The sequence below is a fragment of the Pseudomonas sp. MRSN 12121 genome, from assembly GCF_000931465.1.
Classification (GTDB): Bacteria; Pseudomonadota; Gammaproteobacteria; order Pseudomonadales; family Pseudomonadaceae; genus Aquipseudomonas.
Genome location: NZ_CP010892.1, coordinates 6247319 through 6263282 on the forward strand (window position 1 = coordinate 6247319; position 15964 = coordinate 6263282).

Consider the following 15964-nt stretch of genomic DNA (forward strand, 5'->3'; position numbering starts at 1 on the left):
GGTCGGAGCCTATTCCAATCCCGGTGGTGTCAGTTGCCTGCCCCGCCACTCGAACGCTACGGGCGCCAGCACCTGATCGATCCGGGCCTCCCGCCACAGGGTCGCAAAATCCTGCCCCGCCAACGGGTGCACCCGCTCGGGAGCCATCAGCGACAACGGCCAAAGCACAAAGGCGTTCTTCAGGATCTCGGCGCGCGGCAGGATCAAACCGTCGAAGTTGCCTACAAGGTCGCCGTAAAGCAGCACGTCGATATCCAGCGGCAACCCCTTGCGGTCGGGCGCATAACGACCGTTATCCGCCTCGATGAACTTCAATCGCCGGTCCAGTTCCATCAACGGCAGGTCGGTGAACGCCGACACCACCAGGTTGAAAAACGGCCCGCTCTTGATGCCGACCGGCTGGCTTTCGAACACCGCCGAGCAGCGCATGTCCAGGAGAAAACCAGCCAAGGCGTCGAGCCCGGCCAGCAAATGGGTTTCGCGCTCGATATTGCTGCCGAGCCCAAGGAAAACCTGAGTTAGCGACATCCGCGCTCGATCTCCACGCCAACACCTTTGGCCGCCGCGACGGCACCTGGCTTGGTCAGCTTGAGGTGCAACCAGAGGATTTGGAACTCGCTCATCAACACTTCGGCCAGACGCTCGGCGAAGGTTTCCACCAACTGGAACTGCGCCTCTTCGGCAAATGCCTGGATCCGCGAAGACACGCTGGCATAGTCGAGGGCCAGGGTCAGGTCGTCGCCCGCCGCAGCCGGGCGGTTGTCCCAGGCGAAGCTCAGGTCAAGGCGCAGACACTGGCGGATGCCTCGCTCCCAGTCGTAGGCACCGATCACCGTGTCGACTTCCAGGCCTTCGATAAACACTCTGTCCAAGCACTCTTCTCCGCAGCACGACAAGGGCGCAATGCGCCGTTAGAATCAGGGCGTCCTCGCCCGGAATAGTTAGCATGTTTTGGTTACTGGCGATCTTCGCCTACCTGCTCGGCTCGCTGTCCTTCGCCATCCTGCTCAGCCGCCTGACCGGTAACCCCGATCCGCGAATGAGTGGCTCGGGCAATGCCGGCGCCACCAACATGCTGCGCCTGGCCGGCAAGAAACTCGCCGTTCTGACCCTGCTCGGCGACCTGCTCAAGGGCCTGCTGCCTGTGCTGCTGGCCAGTCTCGCAGGCCTTTCGCTCCAACAACAGGCCTGGGTCGGGCTTTACGCCGTACTGGGCCATCTGTTTCCGGTGTACTTCCGCTTTCGCGGCGGCAAGGGCGTTGCCACCGCCGCCGGCATGCTGCTGGGGCTTTATCCTCCGGCCGCACTCCTGGCCCTTAGCGCCTGGGCCCTGACCTTCTACCTGACCCGCACCAGCTCCCTGGCGGCCCTGATCGCCACCCCTCTGACCCTGCCATTGCTGGCCTGGCAGGCACCGGCGGCGCTGCTGCCGATGAGCGTGCTGACACTGCTGATCGTCTGGCGCCACCGGGGCAATCTACGCGACCTGTTTGCCGGGCGCGAACGCCACTTCTGAATCTTTAGATGCCTCAGGACCAGGCCGACCCACACGCTCCTACAACGGCAACAATTGCTCCATCGGCCAACGCGCCTGCACGCTGATAGCCAGGCTTTCCTGCTGGCCAGCCTGCAGCCGCTGGCAACCGGCGAAAGCGATCATTGCCCCGTTGTCTGTGCAGAACTCGGGGCGGGCGTAAAACACATTGCCCTTCATATCGCCCAGCATCTTCTCCAACGACGCACGCAGCGCCTTGTTGGCGCTCACGCCGCCGGCTATTACCAGACGTTTGAGACCTGCCTGCTTTAGCGCACGCTTGCATTTGATGGTCAAAGTTTCCACCACCGCCTGCTGGAAGGCGAGCGAGATGTCGCAACGGGTTTGCTCGCCGTCGTCCCCAGCGCTGACACACTGTTGCCAGGTGTTCAGGGCAAAGGTTTTCAGGCCGCTGAAGCTGAAATTCAGCCCCGGGCGATCGGTCATCGGCCGCGGAAAAACGAAACGTCCGGCCACGCCTTGCGCAGCCAGCCGCGCGATTTCCGGGCCACCCGGATAATTCAGGCCGATCATTTTCGCGGTCTTGTCGAAGGCTTCGCCAGCGGCGTCATCCAGAGTCTCGCCCATCAGCTCGTACTGGCCGATGCCATCGACCCGCACCAGCTGCGTATGACCGCCCGAAACCAGCAGAGCGACGAATGGAAACTCTGGAGGCTGTTCTTCCAGCATCGGGGCCAGCAAGTGGCCTTCCATGTGGTGCACGCCCAACGCCGGGATACCCCAGGCGAAGGCCAGCGCCTGGGCGCAGGAGGCCCCCACCAGCAGGGCGCCGACCAGGCCGGGGCCGGCGGTATAGGCGATGGCATCGATTTCGGTCGGCACACAGTCCGCCTCGGCCAGCACCTGGCGGATCAGAGGCAGCATGCGCTTGACATGGTCTCGGGAGGCCAGCTCCGGCACCACGCCGCCATAGGCCCGATGCAGGTCGATCTGACTGAACAGCGCATCGGCCAACAGGCCGCGCTCGCTGTCGTAAAGCGCGACGCCGGTTTCGTCGCAGGAGGTTTCTAATCCCAGTACTAGCATGGGCTTGCGCCTTGTAGAGGCTAAATTCGAAGGCGCGCATAATAGTCGCCACTCCGTCGCCCGACCAGCGGTTTTCGATCAGAGGCTTTGCATTCCGAGCGATGAGGGGTTAACATCCGCAACCCTTAAAAACCGACGAGCTCAGCCGCGACTTTTGCGATGGGAACGTTGACCCCGGTAATGAATGAAGGTAGCTCTGGATGCCAGCCGTCAAAGTTAAAGAGAACGAACCCTTCGACGTAGCTCTGCGTCGTTTCAAGCGCTCCTGCGAAAAAGCCGGTGTTCTGGCTGAAGTTCGTAGCCGCGAATTTTACGAGAAGCCGACTTCTGAGCGTAAGCGCAAAGCAGCTGCTGCTGTTAAGCGTCACGCCAAGAAAGTTCAGCGCGAACAGCGCCGCGCCGTACGTCTGTACTAATACACAGACGTTCGCTGCAAGCTTCTGCCAAGCCCGGCCCTCAGCCGGGCTAATGGCATTTGCGGACCACGCTTGATGCTTCACCGTCGACATCGCATGCGATCGAGACAAATCCGCTTCACCACGTCAGACCTGGCTCCTGCCAGCGGTGCACGTCTCTTCTGACGAGCCTTCCAAGGCTACTGACGAGCACACCTTTCTGATTCCTCAACAGACTCAGCCCAAGGCGCCCTTCTCCAGCGCCCGCTTGTGAGCCATCCGAGACCTGTCGGACTCAGAGCAATATCTTCAAATAGTCGAAGACTGATTGGAACTAACGTCAGTGGACTTTCGGCAGATACACTTCCCGATAGCGATCAAGCCAACGACAGAGGGTCGAACGCACAACCGTCGCGTCTCGAGCACACCCGCTTTCGAAGCCTTCGCATTGGTCCAATTCTTTCGCGCAGTGATGACGAGAACGCCATGGCCGGGCTGATTCCCCAGAGCTTTATTGACGACCTTCTGAACCGCACCGACATCGTCGATGTGGTCAGCTCGCGCGTGCAGATGAAAAAGGCCGGCAAGAACTTCACCGCCTGCTGCCCGTTCCACAAGGAGAAGACTCCCTCCTTCAGCGTCAGTCCTGACAAGCAGTTCTACTACTGCTTCGGCTGCGGCGCAGGGGGCAACGCCCTTGGCTTCATCATGGACCACGACAACCTGGACTTTCCCCAGGCGGTCGAGGAACTGGCCAAGGCCGCCGGCATGGAAGTGCCGCGCGAGGAAAGCGGGCGTTCGCACAAACCCCGGCAGCCCACCGATTCGCCGCTCTACCCGCTGCTCACCGCCGCCGCCGAATACTATCGCCAGGCGCTGAAAAGCCACCCGGCCCGCAAGGCAGCCGTCGACTACCTCAAGGGGCGCGGCCTGACCGGCGAGATTGCCCGCGACTTTGGCCTCGGCTTCGCCCCACCAGGCTGGGACAACCTGTTCAAGCACCTGAGCAGCGATACCCTGCAGCAGAAAGCCATGATCGATGCCGGCCTGCTGATCGAAAACGCCGAAACCGGCAAGCGTTACGACCGCTTCCGCGACCGGGTGATGTTCCCGATCCGCGACAGCCGCGGCCGGATCATCGCCTTTGGTGGCCGGGTACTGGGCGACGACAAGCCGAAGTACCTGAACTCGCCGGAAACCCCGGTATTCCACAAGGGCCAGGAGCTTTACGGCCTGTTCGAGGCGCGCAAGAACAACCGCAACCTCGACGAGATCATCGTCGTCGAAGGCTACATGGACGTCATCGCCCTCGCCCAACAAGGCCTGCGCAACGCCGTCGCAACCCTGGGCACCGCCACCAGCGAAGAACACCTCAAGCGCCTGTTCCGCATCGTGCCCAGCGTCCTGTTCTGCTTCGACGGCGACCAGGCCGGGCGCAAGGCCGCCTGGCGTGCCCTGGAAGCGACGCTTTCCAGCCTGCAGGACGGTCGTCGGGCCCGCTTCCTGTTCCTTCCCGAAGGCGAGGACCCGGACACCCTGATCCGCTCAGAGGGTACGGACGCCTTTCGGGCGCGCATCAATCAACATGCCCAGCCGCTGGCCGACTATTTCTTCCAGCAACTGACCGAAGAAGCCGATCCGCGCTCGCTCGAGGGCAAGGCCCACCTGGCCACCCTGGCGGCACCGCTGATCGACAAGGTTCCCGGCGCCAACCTGCGGACCTTGATGCGTCAGCGCCTCAGCGAGATTACCGGGCTCAACAACGAGACCGTCAGTCAGCTGGTACAAAGCGCCCCTCCCGAGGCGCCGCCGATGTACGACGCCGGTATCGACTACGACGCCATGCCGGACTACGCGGATTACCACGAGCCGCAAGAAGCCTACGTGCCGCAGCAGGAGTGGACGCCAAAGAAAAACGGCGCGAGCGGCAAGAAATGGGAAAACAAGCCGTGGGACAAAAAGGGCAAGCGTAACGGCGATCGCGATCAGCCACGTGCCCCGCGCGTCCCGGCCGCCGTCGAACCCCCAACGCTGTCGGCTCTCCGCACCTTGCTGCATCACCCGCAACTGGCCGAAAAGGTTGAAGACGCCGGGCATTTTGCCGCCGACGACAACACCAACACCCAGCTGCTGGTGGCCCTGATCGAAGCCGTGCAGAAAAATCCTAAGCTACGCTCTATTCATCAACTCATGGCGCGCTGGCACGGCACGGAACAGGGCCGCCTGATCAAGGCGCTGGCGGAAAAGGAGTGGCTGATTGAAGGCGACAACCTTGAACAACAGTTTTTCGACACCATTAAAAGCTTGTCCGCTCGCCAACGTGAGCGTGTTTTGGAACAACTTCTCAGGAAATCGCGTCAAAGCGAATTGAGTGGCGAAGAAAAAATTCAGCTGCTCGAGCTTTTAAAACGCAATGTTCCCGCATCAAACCCGACCTCAACTGGCGCGTGAGGTCATAGCTCGGGTATAATCCTCGGCTTGTTTTTTGCCCGCCAAGACCTTCAGTGGATAGGGTGTTATGTCCGGAAAAGCGCAACAGCAGTCTCGCCTCAAAGAGTTGATCAGCCGTGGTCGTGAGCAGGGTTACCTGACTTACGCGGAGGTCAACGACCACCTGCCGGAGGATATTTCAGATCCGGAACAGGTGGAAGACATCATCCGCATGATCAACGACATGGGGATCAACGTATTCGAGAGTGCTCCGGATGCGGATGCCCTTTTGTTGGCCGAAGCCGATACCGACGAAGCAGCAGCTGAAGAAGCCGCCGCGGCGTTGGCGGCTGTGGAAACCGACATTGGTCGCACTACCGACCCAGTGCGCATGTACATGCGCGAAATGGGCACGGTAGAGCTGCTCACACGTGAAGGCGAAATCGAAATCGCCAAGCGTATCGAAGAGGGCATCCGTGAAGTGATGGGCGCGATTGCGCACTTCCCTGGCACGGTCGAGCACATCCTCTCCGAATACAATCGCGTCACCACCGAAGGTGGCCGCCTGTCCGACGTTCTGAGCGGTTACATCGACCCGGACGACGGCATCGCGCCGCCTGCCGCCGAGGTACCACCGCCTGTCGACTCCAAGGCCGCCAAGGCGGACGACGAGAACGATGACGACGACGCCGAAGCCAGTGACGACGAAGAAGAAGCCGAAAGCGGCCCGGATCCGATCATCGCGGCCCAGCGCTTCGGCGCCGTTGCCGAGCAGATGGAAATCACCCGCAAGGCGCTGAAGAAGCACGGTCGCGAGCATAAGCAGGCCCTGGCCGAAATGCTGGCCCTGGCCGAGCTGTTCATGCCGATCAAGCTGGTTCCGAAGCAATTCGAAGCCCTGGTCGAACGTGTTCGCAGCGCCCTGGATCGCCTGCGCCAGCAAGAACGCGCGATCATGCAACTCTGCGTGCGTGATGCTCGCATGCCTCGCGCCGACTTCCTGCGCCAGTTCCCTGGCAACGAAGTCGACGAAAGCTGGTCCGACGCGCTGGCCAAGGGCAAGGCCAAGTACGCCGAAGCCATCGGCCGCCTGCAGCCGGATATCATCCGTTGCCAGCAGAAGCTGACCGCGCTCGAAAGCGAAACCGGCCTGACGATCGCCGAGATCAAGGACATCAACCGTCGCATGTCGATCGGCGAGGCCAAGGCCCGTCGCGCGAAGAAAGAGATGGTCGAAGCCAACTTGCGTCTGGTGATCTCCATCGCCAAGAAGTACACCAACCGTGGCTTGCAGTTCCTCGACCTGATCCAGGAAGGCAACATCGGCTTGATGAAAGCGGTAGACAAGTTCGAATACCGCCGCGGCTACAAGTTCTCGACCTATGCCACCTGGTGGATCCGTCAGGCGATCACTCGCTCGATCGCCGACCAGGCCCGCACCATTCGTATTCCGGTGCACATGATCGAGACGATCAACAAGCTCAACCGTATTTCCCGGCAGATGCTGCAGGAAATGGGTCGCGAACCGACTCCGGAAGAGCTGGGCGAACGCATGGAAATGCCTGAGGACAAGATCCGCAAGGTATTGAAGATCGCCAAAGAGCCGATCTCCATGGAAACCCCGATCGGTGATGACGAAGACTCCCATCTGGGCGACTTCATCGAAGACTCGACCATGCAGTCGCCAATCGATGTCGCCACCGTTGAGAGCCTCAAGGAAGCGACTCGCGAAGTACTCTCCGGCCTTACAGCCCGTGAAGCCAAGGTACTGCGCATGCGCTTCGGCATCGACATGAATACCGACCACACCCTCGAGGAGGTTGGTAAGCAGTTCGACGTTACCCGTGAACGGATTCGTCAGATCGAAGCCAAGGCACTGCGCAAGCTGCGCCACCCGACGCGAAGCGAGCATCTGCGCTCCTTCCTCGACGAGTGATACCAAAACCCCCAGCCCTGCTGGGGGTTTTGCTTTGTGCTGTTTAAATCCCCCGCGCCTCACTCCCTGCGGATTGCCCGTCTACACTCGAAACATTCCCCACGCCATAACGAGATCGTTATGCCCAGACTGTCGGCCGTGCTTGTGCTGTCGCTGCTCGCCTGGGCCGCAACAGTCGACGCACTGACTCTCAGCGATGAAGAACATGCCTGGCTTTCGACCCACCAGCAGTTGCGCCTGGGGGTAGACGCTTCATGGCCGCCCTTCGAATATCGCGACGAGGAAGGACGCTACCAGGGCCTTGCAGCGGATTACATCCATCTGATCCAGGATCGCCTGGCGATCACGCTAAAGCCGATAGAACCCGCCAGCTGGAGCGAAGTGCTCGACACCGCGAAAAAGGGCAACCTGGACCTGCTGCCCGGCATTATGTCGACCCCGGAACGCCAGAATTACCTGGCCTTCACGCGTCCCTACCTCGACTTCCCGATCGTGATCCTGGCCCACAAGGGCGGCGCGCAACCCCGCAAGATCCAGGACCTGTACGGCCTGAAAATCGCCGTGGTGGAAAATTACGCGCCCCATGAGCTGCTGCGCACCCACCATCCCGACCTGAACCTGGTCGCCCTGCCCAATGTGAGTTCGACCCTGCAGGCGCTGGCCCTCAATCAGGTCGATGCCGTGGTTGGCGACCTTGCCTCCAGCGTCTGGAGCCTGCGCCAGCTGAAGCTCGATGGGCTCTATGTCAGCGGCGAGACCCCCTACCGCTATCAGTTGGCCATGGGCGTCCCTCGCGACAACAAGATCCTGGTGGGCATTCTCGATAAGGTGCTGGCGGACATCAGCCCAGCGGAGGTCAATGAAATCCAGCAACGCTGGGTGGGCAACGTGCTCGACCATCGTTCGTTCTGGTCGGACCTGCTGATCTATGGCCTGCCGGGCTTGCTGCTGCTGTTCACCGTGCTGGCGATAGTGATCCGCATCAACCGCCGGCTGAGCTCCGAGATCGCCCGCCGCGTGGCCCTGGAGCAGGAGCTGCGCAGCAGCGAATACCATTACCGCGGCCTGGTCGAAAGTCTTTCGGCGATTGCCTGGGAAGCACGCATCAGCGATTTCACCTACAGCTACGTGTCGCCCCATGCCGAGCAATTGCTGGGCTATCCGCTTGCGCACTGGCTGATTCCCGGGTTCTGGAGAAACATCATCCACCCCGCCGACCTCACTCGTGCCCAAAGCTTCTGCGACCACGAAGTCCTGGCCAGGCGCGATCACAGCCTGGATTACCGGGTCATCACCGCGGATGGCCGCTGCCTGTGGGTGCGCGACATTGTCAGCCTGATCGAACATGGGCACGAACCGGTGATGCGCGGCCTGATGATCGACATCAGCGAAACCAAGCGCACCGAAGAAGCCCTGCGGCTCTCGGAGCAGAAATTCGCCTCGGTGTTCCAGCAGTGCCCGGACATCCTGGTCATTGCCCGCCTGTCGGATGGCTGCCTGCTGGAAGTCAACGAAGCGTTCGAGGAGCAGATCGGCCTGAGTGCCGCGCAAGTCATCGGCCAGACGGCCACCGAATTGAATATCTGGGGCATCCAGGGCGTCGGCCCCGGGCTGCTGCAACGTTTGCAGGCCGGCAGCATCCGCAACCTGGAGATGCCCTTTCGACGCAGCAACGGCCAGTTGTTCACCGGCCTGATCTCCGCCGAACCTTTCGACCTCGACACCACGCCCGCGCTGGTCGTGGTGGTGCGCGACATCAGCCAGTTGAAGGAAACCCAGCAGCAGCTGCAAACCTCCGAGGAGAAATTCGCCAAGGCCTTTCATGCCTCGCCGGACGGCCTGCTGCTGAGCCGTCAGCGCGATGGCCTGTTGCTGGAGGTCAACGAAGGTTTCAGCCGCATCACCGGCTTCAACAGCGCCATGTCCGTAGACCGCTCCACGCTCGACCTGGGCATCTGGGTCAACCTGAACGAACGCCGGCAGATGCTCGACCTGCTGCAACGGGACGGCTTCGTGCGCGATTTCAGCTGCCATATCCGTCGCAACGACGGGCAGATCCGCCTGTGCGAGCTGTCGAGCCGGCCGCTGCCGATCGGCGACGAAGACTGCATGCTCACCATCGCCCGCGACATCACCGAACGCCACCTGATGCAGGAGAAACTGCAACAGGCCGCCACCGTGTTCGAGAGCACCGCCGAAGGCGTACTGATCACCGATACCCGGCAACACATCAGCGCGGTCAACCGGGCATTCACCGAGATTACCGGCTATAGCGAGAACGAAGCCCTGGGCCATACCCCTCGCCTGCTGGCTTCCGGCCTGCACGACAGCGCCTTCTACGCCGCCATGTGGCACCAGTTGACCGCTGAAGGCCACTGGCAGGGAGAAATTTCCAACCGTCGCAAGAGCGGCGAGTTGTACCCCAGCTGGCTGACCATCAGCGCAGTCCGCAACAAAGACCACTGCGTCACGCACTTCGTCGCCGTTTTCGCCGATATATCCAGCCTCAAGCACGCCCAGGCCAAGCTCGACTACCAGGCGCACCACGACCCGTTGACCGGCCTGCCGAACCGCACCCTGTTCGAAAGCCGCCTGCTGACCGCACTCAACGTCCAGCGCGAAAACGGTGGCCAGGGCGCCGTGCTGTTCCTCGACCTGGACCGCTTCAAGCACATCAACGACAGTCTCGGCCACCCGGTGGGCGACCTGCTGCTCAAGGGCATCGCCGCGCGCTTGAAAGAACAGCTGCGGGATATCGATACCGTCGCCCGCCTGGGGGGAGACGAGTTCATCATCCTGCTCCCCGGGCTACAGCAGCCCAGCGACGCCGAGCATATCGCCAACAAGCTGCTGAACTGCTTCAGTGCGCCGTTCCAGGCCGGGGAGCATGAGTTCTTCATCAGCGCCAGCATCGGCACCAGCCTCTATCCCAAGGACGGCGGTGACGTCGCCACGCTGATCAAGAACGCCGATGCCGCCATGTACCGTTCCAAGGCCAAGGGCCGCAACCGGGTCGAGAGCTATACCCGCGACCTGACCGCCCAGGCCAGCGAACGCGTGGCACTGGAACATGAATTGCGGCGCGCCATCGAACGCAACGAGCTGTACCTGTACTACCAACCCAAGATCAGCCTGCGCGACCAGATGCTGGTCGGCGCCGAAGCACTGATTCGCTGGCACCATCCGACCTTCGGCGAAGTCCCGCCCGAGCACTTCATTCCCCTGGCCGAAGAAAACGGCATGATCCTGCAGATCGGCGACTGGGTGCTGGAACAGGCCTGCCAGCAACTGCGCGCCTGGAATGAGCGCTACGCAAGCTTCGGCCCGCTGTCGGTCAACCTCGCCGGAGCCCAGTTGCGCCAGCCGAACCTCCTGGGGCGGATCGAACAATTGCTCAAGGACAACCGCCTCAAGCCTGGCTTCCTGCAGCTGGAAATCACCGAGAACTTCATCATGAGCCAGGCCGAGGAAGCGCTGGAGGTGCTGCACCAGCTCAAGCACCTGGGGGTTCAGTTGGCCATCGACGATTTCGGCACCGGCTATTCGTCCCTGAGCTACCTCAAGCGCCTGCCGCTGGACTTCCTGAAGATCGACCAATCCTTCGTCCGCGGCCTGCCCGATGATCCCCACGACGTCGCCATCGTCCGGGCCATCATCGCCCTGGGCCGCAGCATGCAGTTCACGGTCATTGCCGAAGGTGTGGAAACCCATGAGCAGCAAGTGTTTCTCGGCAACGAAGGCTGCGAACAGATCCAGGGCTACATCATCAGCCTACCCCTCAGCGCCAACGAATTCGCGGCCACCTTCCTGCGCCTTCCCGTTTCGGATTATTCGGATAGCACAGCCGAGAAACCGTCGTTATAATCCGCGGCCTACTGAGGGCCTATAGCTCAGTCGGTTAGAGCAGAGGACTCATAATCCTTTGGTCCACGGTTCGAGTCCGTGTGGGCCCACCACCTTGAAAGCCGCGCATTGCGCGGCTTTCGCGCATCTGCCGTATGGACTTAGGCTGTCTCGTTTTCAGCCAGAACCGCAGAAGTGTCCAAAAAGTGTCCAACCTGAAACGCCAAAGGGTTGAGATTGACGACCTCCGCCATATGCCCAGGACTGAAATGAGCGTACTTCTGAGTCATGGCCAGAGTCGCGTGACCGAGCACTTTTTGAAGGGTGATTATGTCGCCGCCATTCATCATGTAGTGACTGGCGAATGTATGACGCAAAACATGGGTCAGTTGCCCAGCTGGTAGATCCAGCTTCGCAAGCTCGACAGCCCGCCGGAATATGTCATAGCAAGGCTTGAACGGTAGGGCCTTCAACAGCCGCCGCTCCAGCTCCTTGGAGATTGGCACAGTGCGATTCTTACTCGACTTCGTCTTGTGGTACTGGATGCGTTGCTGGCGCACTTGGCGCGGCTGTAATCCCTCAGCTTCGCCCCAACGAGCACCTGTGGACAAACACACCTCGGATATCAGCAGGGTGTCACTGTCCAAGGCTTTCACACACTCCAGGAAAGGGCCGATCTGTTCCCGGAGCAGGTAGGCCATTTCCGTTTCGTCAAATCGCAGACCGCGGACATTGTCCAGCGGATTCTCGCCATCCCATTCCCCTAAACGCTTCAGCTCGTTGAACACGGCCCGCAAGTAAGCCAGCTCATGGTTGAGCATGTTCGCGCTAACAGGCCTGCCAGGCTGCCCATCCTTGGTGTACCTGGAGTGTTTGCCCTCGGCCCGCTCAGCACGATACTGCGCAAAGTCCGCGGCGCTGAACTGCGTAGCCATAGGGTTGCCCATGCGCTCTGCCATCAGATCCAGCAGATCCTTGCGCTGCTGTCCCGTCTTCAACGATTGGCCGTGGAGCTTGAACCAACGATCGATCAAATCCGTCAGCCTTCGCAGGTCGGCCTTGGGTTTCTTCTCATACTCCCCTTTTACCCCCTCCCCCATGGTTCGGCGCTCAAAGTACAACGCCTCCCCCTTGGTTCGGAAAACCTTGCGAATACGCAGGCCATAACCACCCTCCGGGCGGCAGTCGACCTTGTAGCGGCCATCCGCCAGCAACTTGATAGACATAGGTTATTCCGGACTGACTTGCCCGCACTCAGACGCCGTTAGGTCGGTCATGAGCCATAGGGTGTATTTCGTGAATCGTGGATGGTTAACAATCTTCAGGAGTGCGGGCGCCCCTACCTCGATAAATCCAGCTTCATATTTTCTGAAAGTGCTTTCACTGAAGCCCAACAGCTCGCAGAACTCCTTCTGCGTCAACCGCTCAGCTTTTCGAATCAATTTGAATTTCGCGGCGAAGTCCATCAAGCCCTCTTGACATGTTCCTTGTAAGGAATGAACATGTTCCTCGTAAGGAACTCATGTCCCATATTTCCCATAGGGTAGCTAGCGAGGGTATCAGAATGAAGATCTGCATTGACACGCCATACGTAACAGTCGCCGAGTTCGTTCGGCGCTCTGGACAGTCCGACTCAGCAATCCGAAAGGCAGTAGATCAAGGAATCTATCTCGTCCTACCTCCCCCTCCCGGCTCTAAGGCCGTCCTTATCAATATGGTGCACCTGGCGATGGAAGCGGCCGAACAAGCCGAGCGCGCGCGCGGCGGTAAGAGCAGCAAACCAGCCGGCGAGGTGTAAGTGAGCAACGTGACAAACCGCCGCCGGCCTGATTTCGACAGCATCTATAGCAACGAGGTTGTCGAGGCCCTGAAAAATGACCGGGAACTGGACTTCAAGAGCATCAGCGAAAAGTCCATGCAGAAAGGCATTTGCCCCAACTGTGGCGAGCGCCGACTGTTCATCAGCGTCAAGAAACCATGGGTGCTGATGTGCAATCGGGAGAATGAATGCCGCTTCACCGAGAAGACCCGCGAGCGCTACAGCTACTTGTTCGAAAACCTCAGCGAACGTTTTCCCAGGACACCAGAGAAACCCAATGCCACGGCCGACGCTTACCTGCAGCGCAACCGCGGCTTTGATATCAGCAAGCTGGCTGGCTGGTATGAGCAAGGCCGCCGCCAGTTGCCCAATGGCACCTGGGCCGACACGGTGCGGTTCGCACTGTTCAATGGCTATTGGGAACGCCTGATCGACGCCAAGGCTGTGGAGCTGCACGAAGGCAAGAAAGCCCACGTCAAGTACGGCACCGACTACCAGGGCAAAGGCTGGATGCCGCCTGGTATGACCATCGAGAAAAGCGATCGGGTGTATGTCGTGGAGGGCATCTTCCACGCTATCGCTCTGTACCTCGCCGGGTTTAAGGCCATCGCCTCGATCAGCTGCGTCAACTTCCCCTGGGAAGTGGTCGAGGCCAATAAAGGCAAGTTGGTCACCTGGGTTATCGGTCTGGACGATGACAAGGCCGGCCATAAGTACATTCCCAAGTACCTGCGCCAGCTCCGCGACATGCGCGAGATTGGTTGGGTCGCCCTGGCCGGCGAGCAAGATTGGGACGACGTGTACCGGGACGGCAAGCTGGACGAGAACTTCATGGATGACGCCTGTTATCGCGGTCAACTGTTCACAGCAGAGAGTTCGCGGAAACTTGCATACCTGGTCTACCTCCGTCGCCCTTCCGGGTTCTACCTGGTGGAGTTTCGCAACCAGCTGTTCTCTGTTCGCGTCAACCAGGCCGAGCTGACTAAAGCGCTAGGCGATGACAAGTTGGAGGGCAATCGAGAGATTTTCTACAGCACGTCACGCATCGCTCAAATATCCAACTGCATTCCAGATCTGGACTACCTGGAAAAGGACAGCATCACCGGCGAGCAACGCTACCACTTCAGCTTTGCGTTTCCGGATCAGAGCAGGAACTGCCAGGCCGCCTTGTCGTCCGGAGCGATCGCAGATCCCCGCGGCTTCATCAAGGGCATGCTCGACTTCACACCAGGCGGAAACTTCGAAGGTGGCGCGCGCGAGCTGGCCATTCTCAAGGCGAAGTGGCTCAACGACGTGCGACGGCCTGTACGTACTGTTCGCAGCCTGCCTTTCCTGGGCTACGACGAGGACACCGGTACCTACTGTTTTCCTGAGTTTGGGTTCCAAGGCGGCCGCGAGTTGCCGGTGAACAACCATGGCTTTATCGAGGTAAAAGGCCAGGGCATCAAGACGGCACTATCCACCATCAAGTTCGAGCGGGGCGAAGACTTCGATCCGTCCTGGTTCCCTGACTTCCTGGCGGTGAACGGCATGAACGGCCTGGGCGCATTGTCCTGGTGGACGGCTTCCCTGTTCGTCCAGCAGATCGCCAGCGAGCAAGCATCATTCGGTTTCCTGGAACTGACCGGCGAACCTGGTGCTGGCAAGTCGTCCTTGTTGCGGTTCCTGTGGCGGTTGCTAGGTCGCGAAAACATGGAAGGCACCAAGCCCAGCGGCTCAGGTGCAAGCATGGTCGGTTTGCTCCGAGCCTTCGCCGAGGTGAGCAATCTCCCCATGGTGCTGATCGAGTCTGACCGGACCTATACGGACGCCCAGGGTCGTACCGTGACGGTGCAATTCACCTGGGACGACGTGAAACCCATGTTCGACTATCACGCCCAGCTGCGTGTAACCGGCGTAAAGACTGGAGGCAACGAGAAACGGGTGGACATATGGCGCGGTGCGCTGGCGATCTCGCAAAACGCAAGCGTGACCGGCGACGAGGCCACCCTGTCCCGCATCGTCCACTTCCACTGCACCAAGGACGGACACAGCCTGGCCCTCAAGCCTATGGCCGACCGCCTCAGAACCATGAAAGCAAAGGAGCTGGGTGGCTACCTCCGTCACTGCCTGACCAACGAAAAGCTTTGGCTGGAACGCTACTTCGACGCCTTCCCCCGGTTCGAGCGTCGGCTGATGGCGAATCCTGCAATCAAGGAAATGAGGATCTACCAATCCCATGCCCAGGTCATGGCGGCCGCCTTCGCTACGCAAGCCTTTTTCCCGGACTGGACCGATCGGGACACCGACTATCTGGCCGACCACATTGAAATGCGGGCCATTGATCGCCAGCAGCGATGCAAGTCCGAGGACTCCATGGCCGCGAAGTTCTGGCAGATCTACCACTACCTCAATGAGGACGTAGTGGCGATCAGCGACCGTGACGGCGACCGCGAAGAGATCCGCGAGACGTTGAATCACAGCATCAACAAAGAACTGATCGCCATCAACATCGAGCACTTCCAGCAGCGCTGCAAGATGGCCGGTCAAGAAATGATCCCGGATGCCCTGATACGTAGCGCCTTACCCAAAAGCACGACACACAAGTTCATCGAGACGCGCAGAGCACGCTCCCGCATCGAAAAACGACCTCTGAACCTGTGGTTCTTCAGCAAGCGGGAGGGCGGCTGAAAAGTATGGGGCAGCTATGGCCAGGGGGGCTCTTAGGGATATCAATGGATTTTGTGCAAAGTCCCATGTTTTGTCTGGAACATTCGGAACATTTCTAGATTGATAATAAAAATATCAATAAATACAGGTAGTTAAGCAATAAAAAATGTTCCAGCAGTACCGGAACACACTGGAACACACCGGAACAAAATCCGTTCCGGCATGTTCCGGCAGTGTTCCGGCTGGGACTTTTCACCGAAACATGGCTACAGCCCTTATTCCACGTGGCCTGCAGCCATTTTCAGCAAAAA

Annotated in this window: 11 protein-coding genes and 1 tRNA gene; 7 read left to right on the plus strand and 5 right to left on the minus strand. The window is 60.0% G+C overall.

What is annotated here, in order from left to right:
- Nucleotides 1–9: 9 nt before the first annotated feature.
- The gene (gene folK / locus TO66_RS28500; protein ID WP_044465377.1) at nt 10–528 is read right to left on the minus strand and encodes a 2-amino-4-hydroxy-6-hydroxymethyldihydropteridine diphosphokinase; all 519 of its coding nucleotides are present in this window, start codon (nt 526–528) and stop codon (nt 10–12) included.
- A complete protein-coding gene (gene folB, locus TO66_RS28505) occupies nt 519–872 on the minus strand; it encodes a dihydroneopterin aldolase (protein WP_044465378.1) in 354 nt (117 codons plus the stop codon). The genes folK and folB overlap by 10 nt, the downstream gene beginning before the upstream one ends.
- 74 nt (nt 873–946) lie before the next feature.
- Between folB and plsY the strand changes: the two genes are divergently transcribed.
- Entirely contained in the window at nt 947–1516 is a 570-nt protein-coding gene (gene plsY / locus TO66_RS28510; RefSeq protein ID WP_044465379.1) for a glycerol-3-phosphate 1-O-acyltransferase PlsY, read from the plus strand.
- Between the two features lie 39 nt (nt 1517–1555).
- On the opposite strand, the gene tsaD is transcribed toward plsY, so the two are convergent.
- Nucleotides 1556–2581: a tRNA (adenosine(37)-N6)-threonylcarbamoyltransferase complex transferase subunit TsaD gene (gene tsaD / locus TO66_RS28515; protein WP_044465380.1), complete on the minus strand. Its 1026-nt coding sequence runs from the start codon at nt 2579–2581 to the stop codon at nt 1556–1558.
- Between the two features lie 200 nt (nt 2582–2781).
- On the opposite strand from tsaD, the gene rpsU reads away from it, so the two are divergent.
- From rpsU to TO66_RS28540, 5 genes are all read left to right on the plus strand, one after another.
- Nucleotides 2782–2997 (plus strand): 30S ribosomal protein S21, encoded by a 216-nt coding sequence (gene rpsU / locus TO66_RS33010; RefSeq protein ID WP_002551877.1) that lies wholly within the window; start codon nt 2782–2784, stop codon nt 2995–2997.
- A gap of 465 nt (nt 2998–3462) precedes the next feature.
- Complete coding sequence (gene dnaG, locus TO66_RS28525) at nt 3463–5427, plus strand: DNA primase (protein ID WP_044465381.1); 1965 nt, start codon at nt 3463–3465, stop codon at nt 5425–5427.
- 67 nt (nt 5428–5494) lie between these two features.
- Complete coding sequence (gene rpoD / locus TO66_RS28530; protein WP_044465382.1) at nt 5495–7342, plus strand: RNA polymerase sigma factor RpoD; 1848 nt, start codon at nt 5495–5497, stop codon at nt 7340–7342.
- Nucleotides 7343–7462: 120 nt separating this feature from the next.
- Entirely contained in the window at nt 7463–11206 is a 3744-nt protein-coding gene (locus TO66_RS28535; RefSeq protein ID WP_044465383.1) for a bifunctional diguanylate cyclase/phosphodiesterase, read from the plus strand.
- A gap of 15 nt (nt 11207–11221) precedes the next feature.
- Nucleotides 11222–11298 (plus strand) — tRNA-Ile (locus TO66_RS28540).
- Nucleotides 11299–11346: 48 nt separating this feature from the next.
- Here TO66_RS28540 and TO66_RS28545 read toward each other — a convergent pair.
- On the minus strand, nt 11347–12411 hold the full coding sequence (locus tag TO66_RS28545) for a tyrosine-type recombinase/integrase (protein WP_044465384.1): 1065 nt from the start codon (nt 12409–12411) through the stop codon (nt 11347–11349).
- Between the two features lie 3 nt (nt 12412–12414).
- Entirely contained in the window at nt 12415–12651 is a 237-nt protein-coding gene (locus TO66_RS28550; RefSeq protein ID WP_044465385.1) for a DNA-binding transcriptional regulator, read from the minus strand.
- 332 nt (nt 12652–12983) lie between these two features.
- Between TO66_RS28550 and TO66_RS28555 the strand changes: the two genes are divergently transcribed.
- Nucleotides 12984–15674: a bifunctional DNA primase/helicase gene (locus tag TO66_RS28555; RefSeq protein WP_256241778.1), complete on the plus strand. Its 2691-nt coding sequence runs from the start codon at nt 12984–12986 to the stop codon at nt 15672–15674.
- Nucleotides 15675–15964 lie beyond the last annotated feature (290 nt).

What these genes read in the sequence shown, in the direction of transcription:
- folK (WP_044465377.1), bottom strand. Translation starts at nt 528, where the DNA reads ATGTCGCTAACTCAGGTTTTCCTTGGGCTCGGCAGCAATATCGAGCGC.
- TO66_RS28550 (WP_044465385.1), bottom strand. Translation starts at nt 12,651, where the DNA reads ATGGACTTCGCCGCGAAATTCAAATTGATTCGAAAAGCTGAGCGGTTG.
- TO66_RS28535 (WP_044465383.1), top strand. Translation starts at nt 7,463, where the DNA reads ATGCCCAGACTGTCGGCCGTGCTTGTGCTGTCGCTGCTCGCCTGGGCC.
- tsaD (WP_044465380.1), bottom strand. Translation starts at nt 2,581, where the DNA reads ATGCTAGTACTGGGATTAGAAACCTCCTGCGACGAAACCGGCGTCGCG.
- TO66_RS28545 (WP_044465384.1), bottom strand. Translation starts at nt 12,411, where the DNA reads ATGTCTATCAAGTTGCTGGCGGATGGCCGCTACAAGGTCGACTGCCGC.
- dnaG (WP_044465381.1), top strand. Translation starts at nt 3,463, where the DNA reads ATGGCCGGGCTGATTCCCCAGAGCTTTATTGACGACCTTCTGAACCGC.
- plsY (WP_044465379.1), top strand. Translation starts at nt 947, where the DNA reads ATGTTTTGGTTACTGGCGATCTTCGCCTACCTGCTCGGCTCGCTGTCC.
- rpoD (WP_044465382.1), top strand. Translation starts at nt 5,495, where the DNA reads ATGTCCGGAAAAGCGCAACAGCAGTCTCGCCTCAAAGAGTTGATCAGC.
- rpsU (WP_002551877.1), top strand. Translation starts at nt 2,782, where the DNA reads ATGCCAGCCGTCAAAGTTAAAGAGAACGAACCCTTCGACGTAGCTCTG.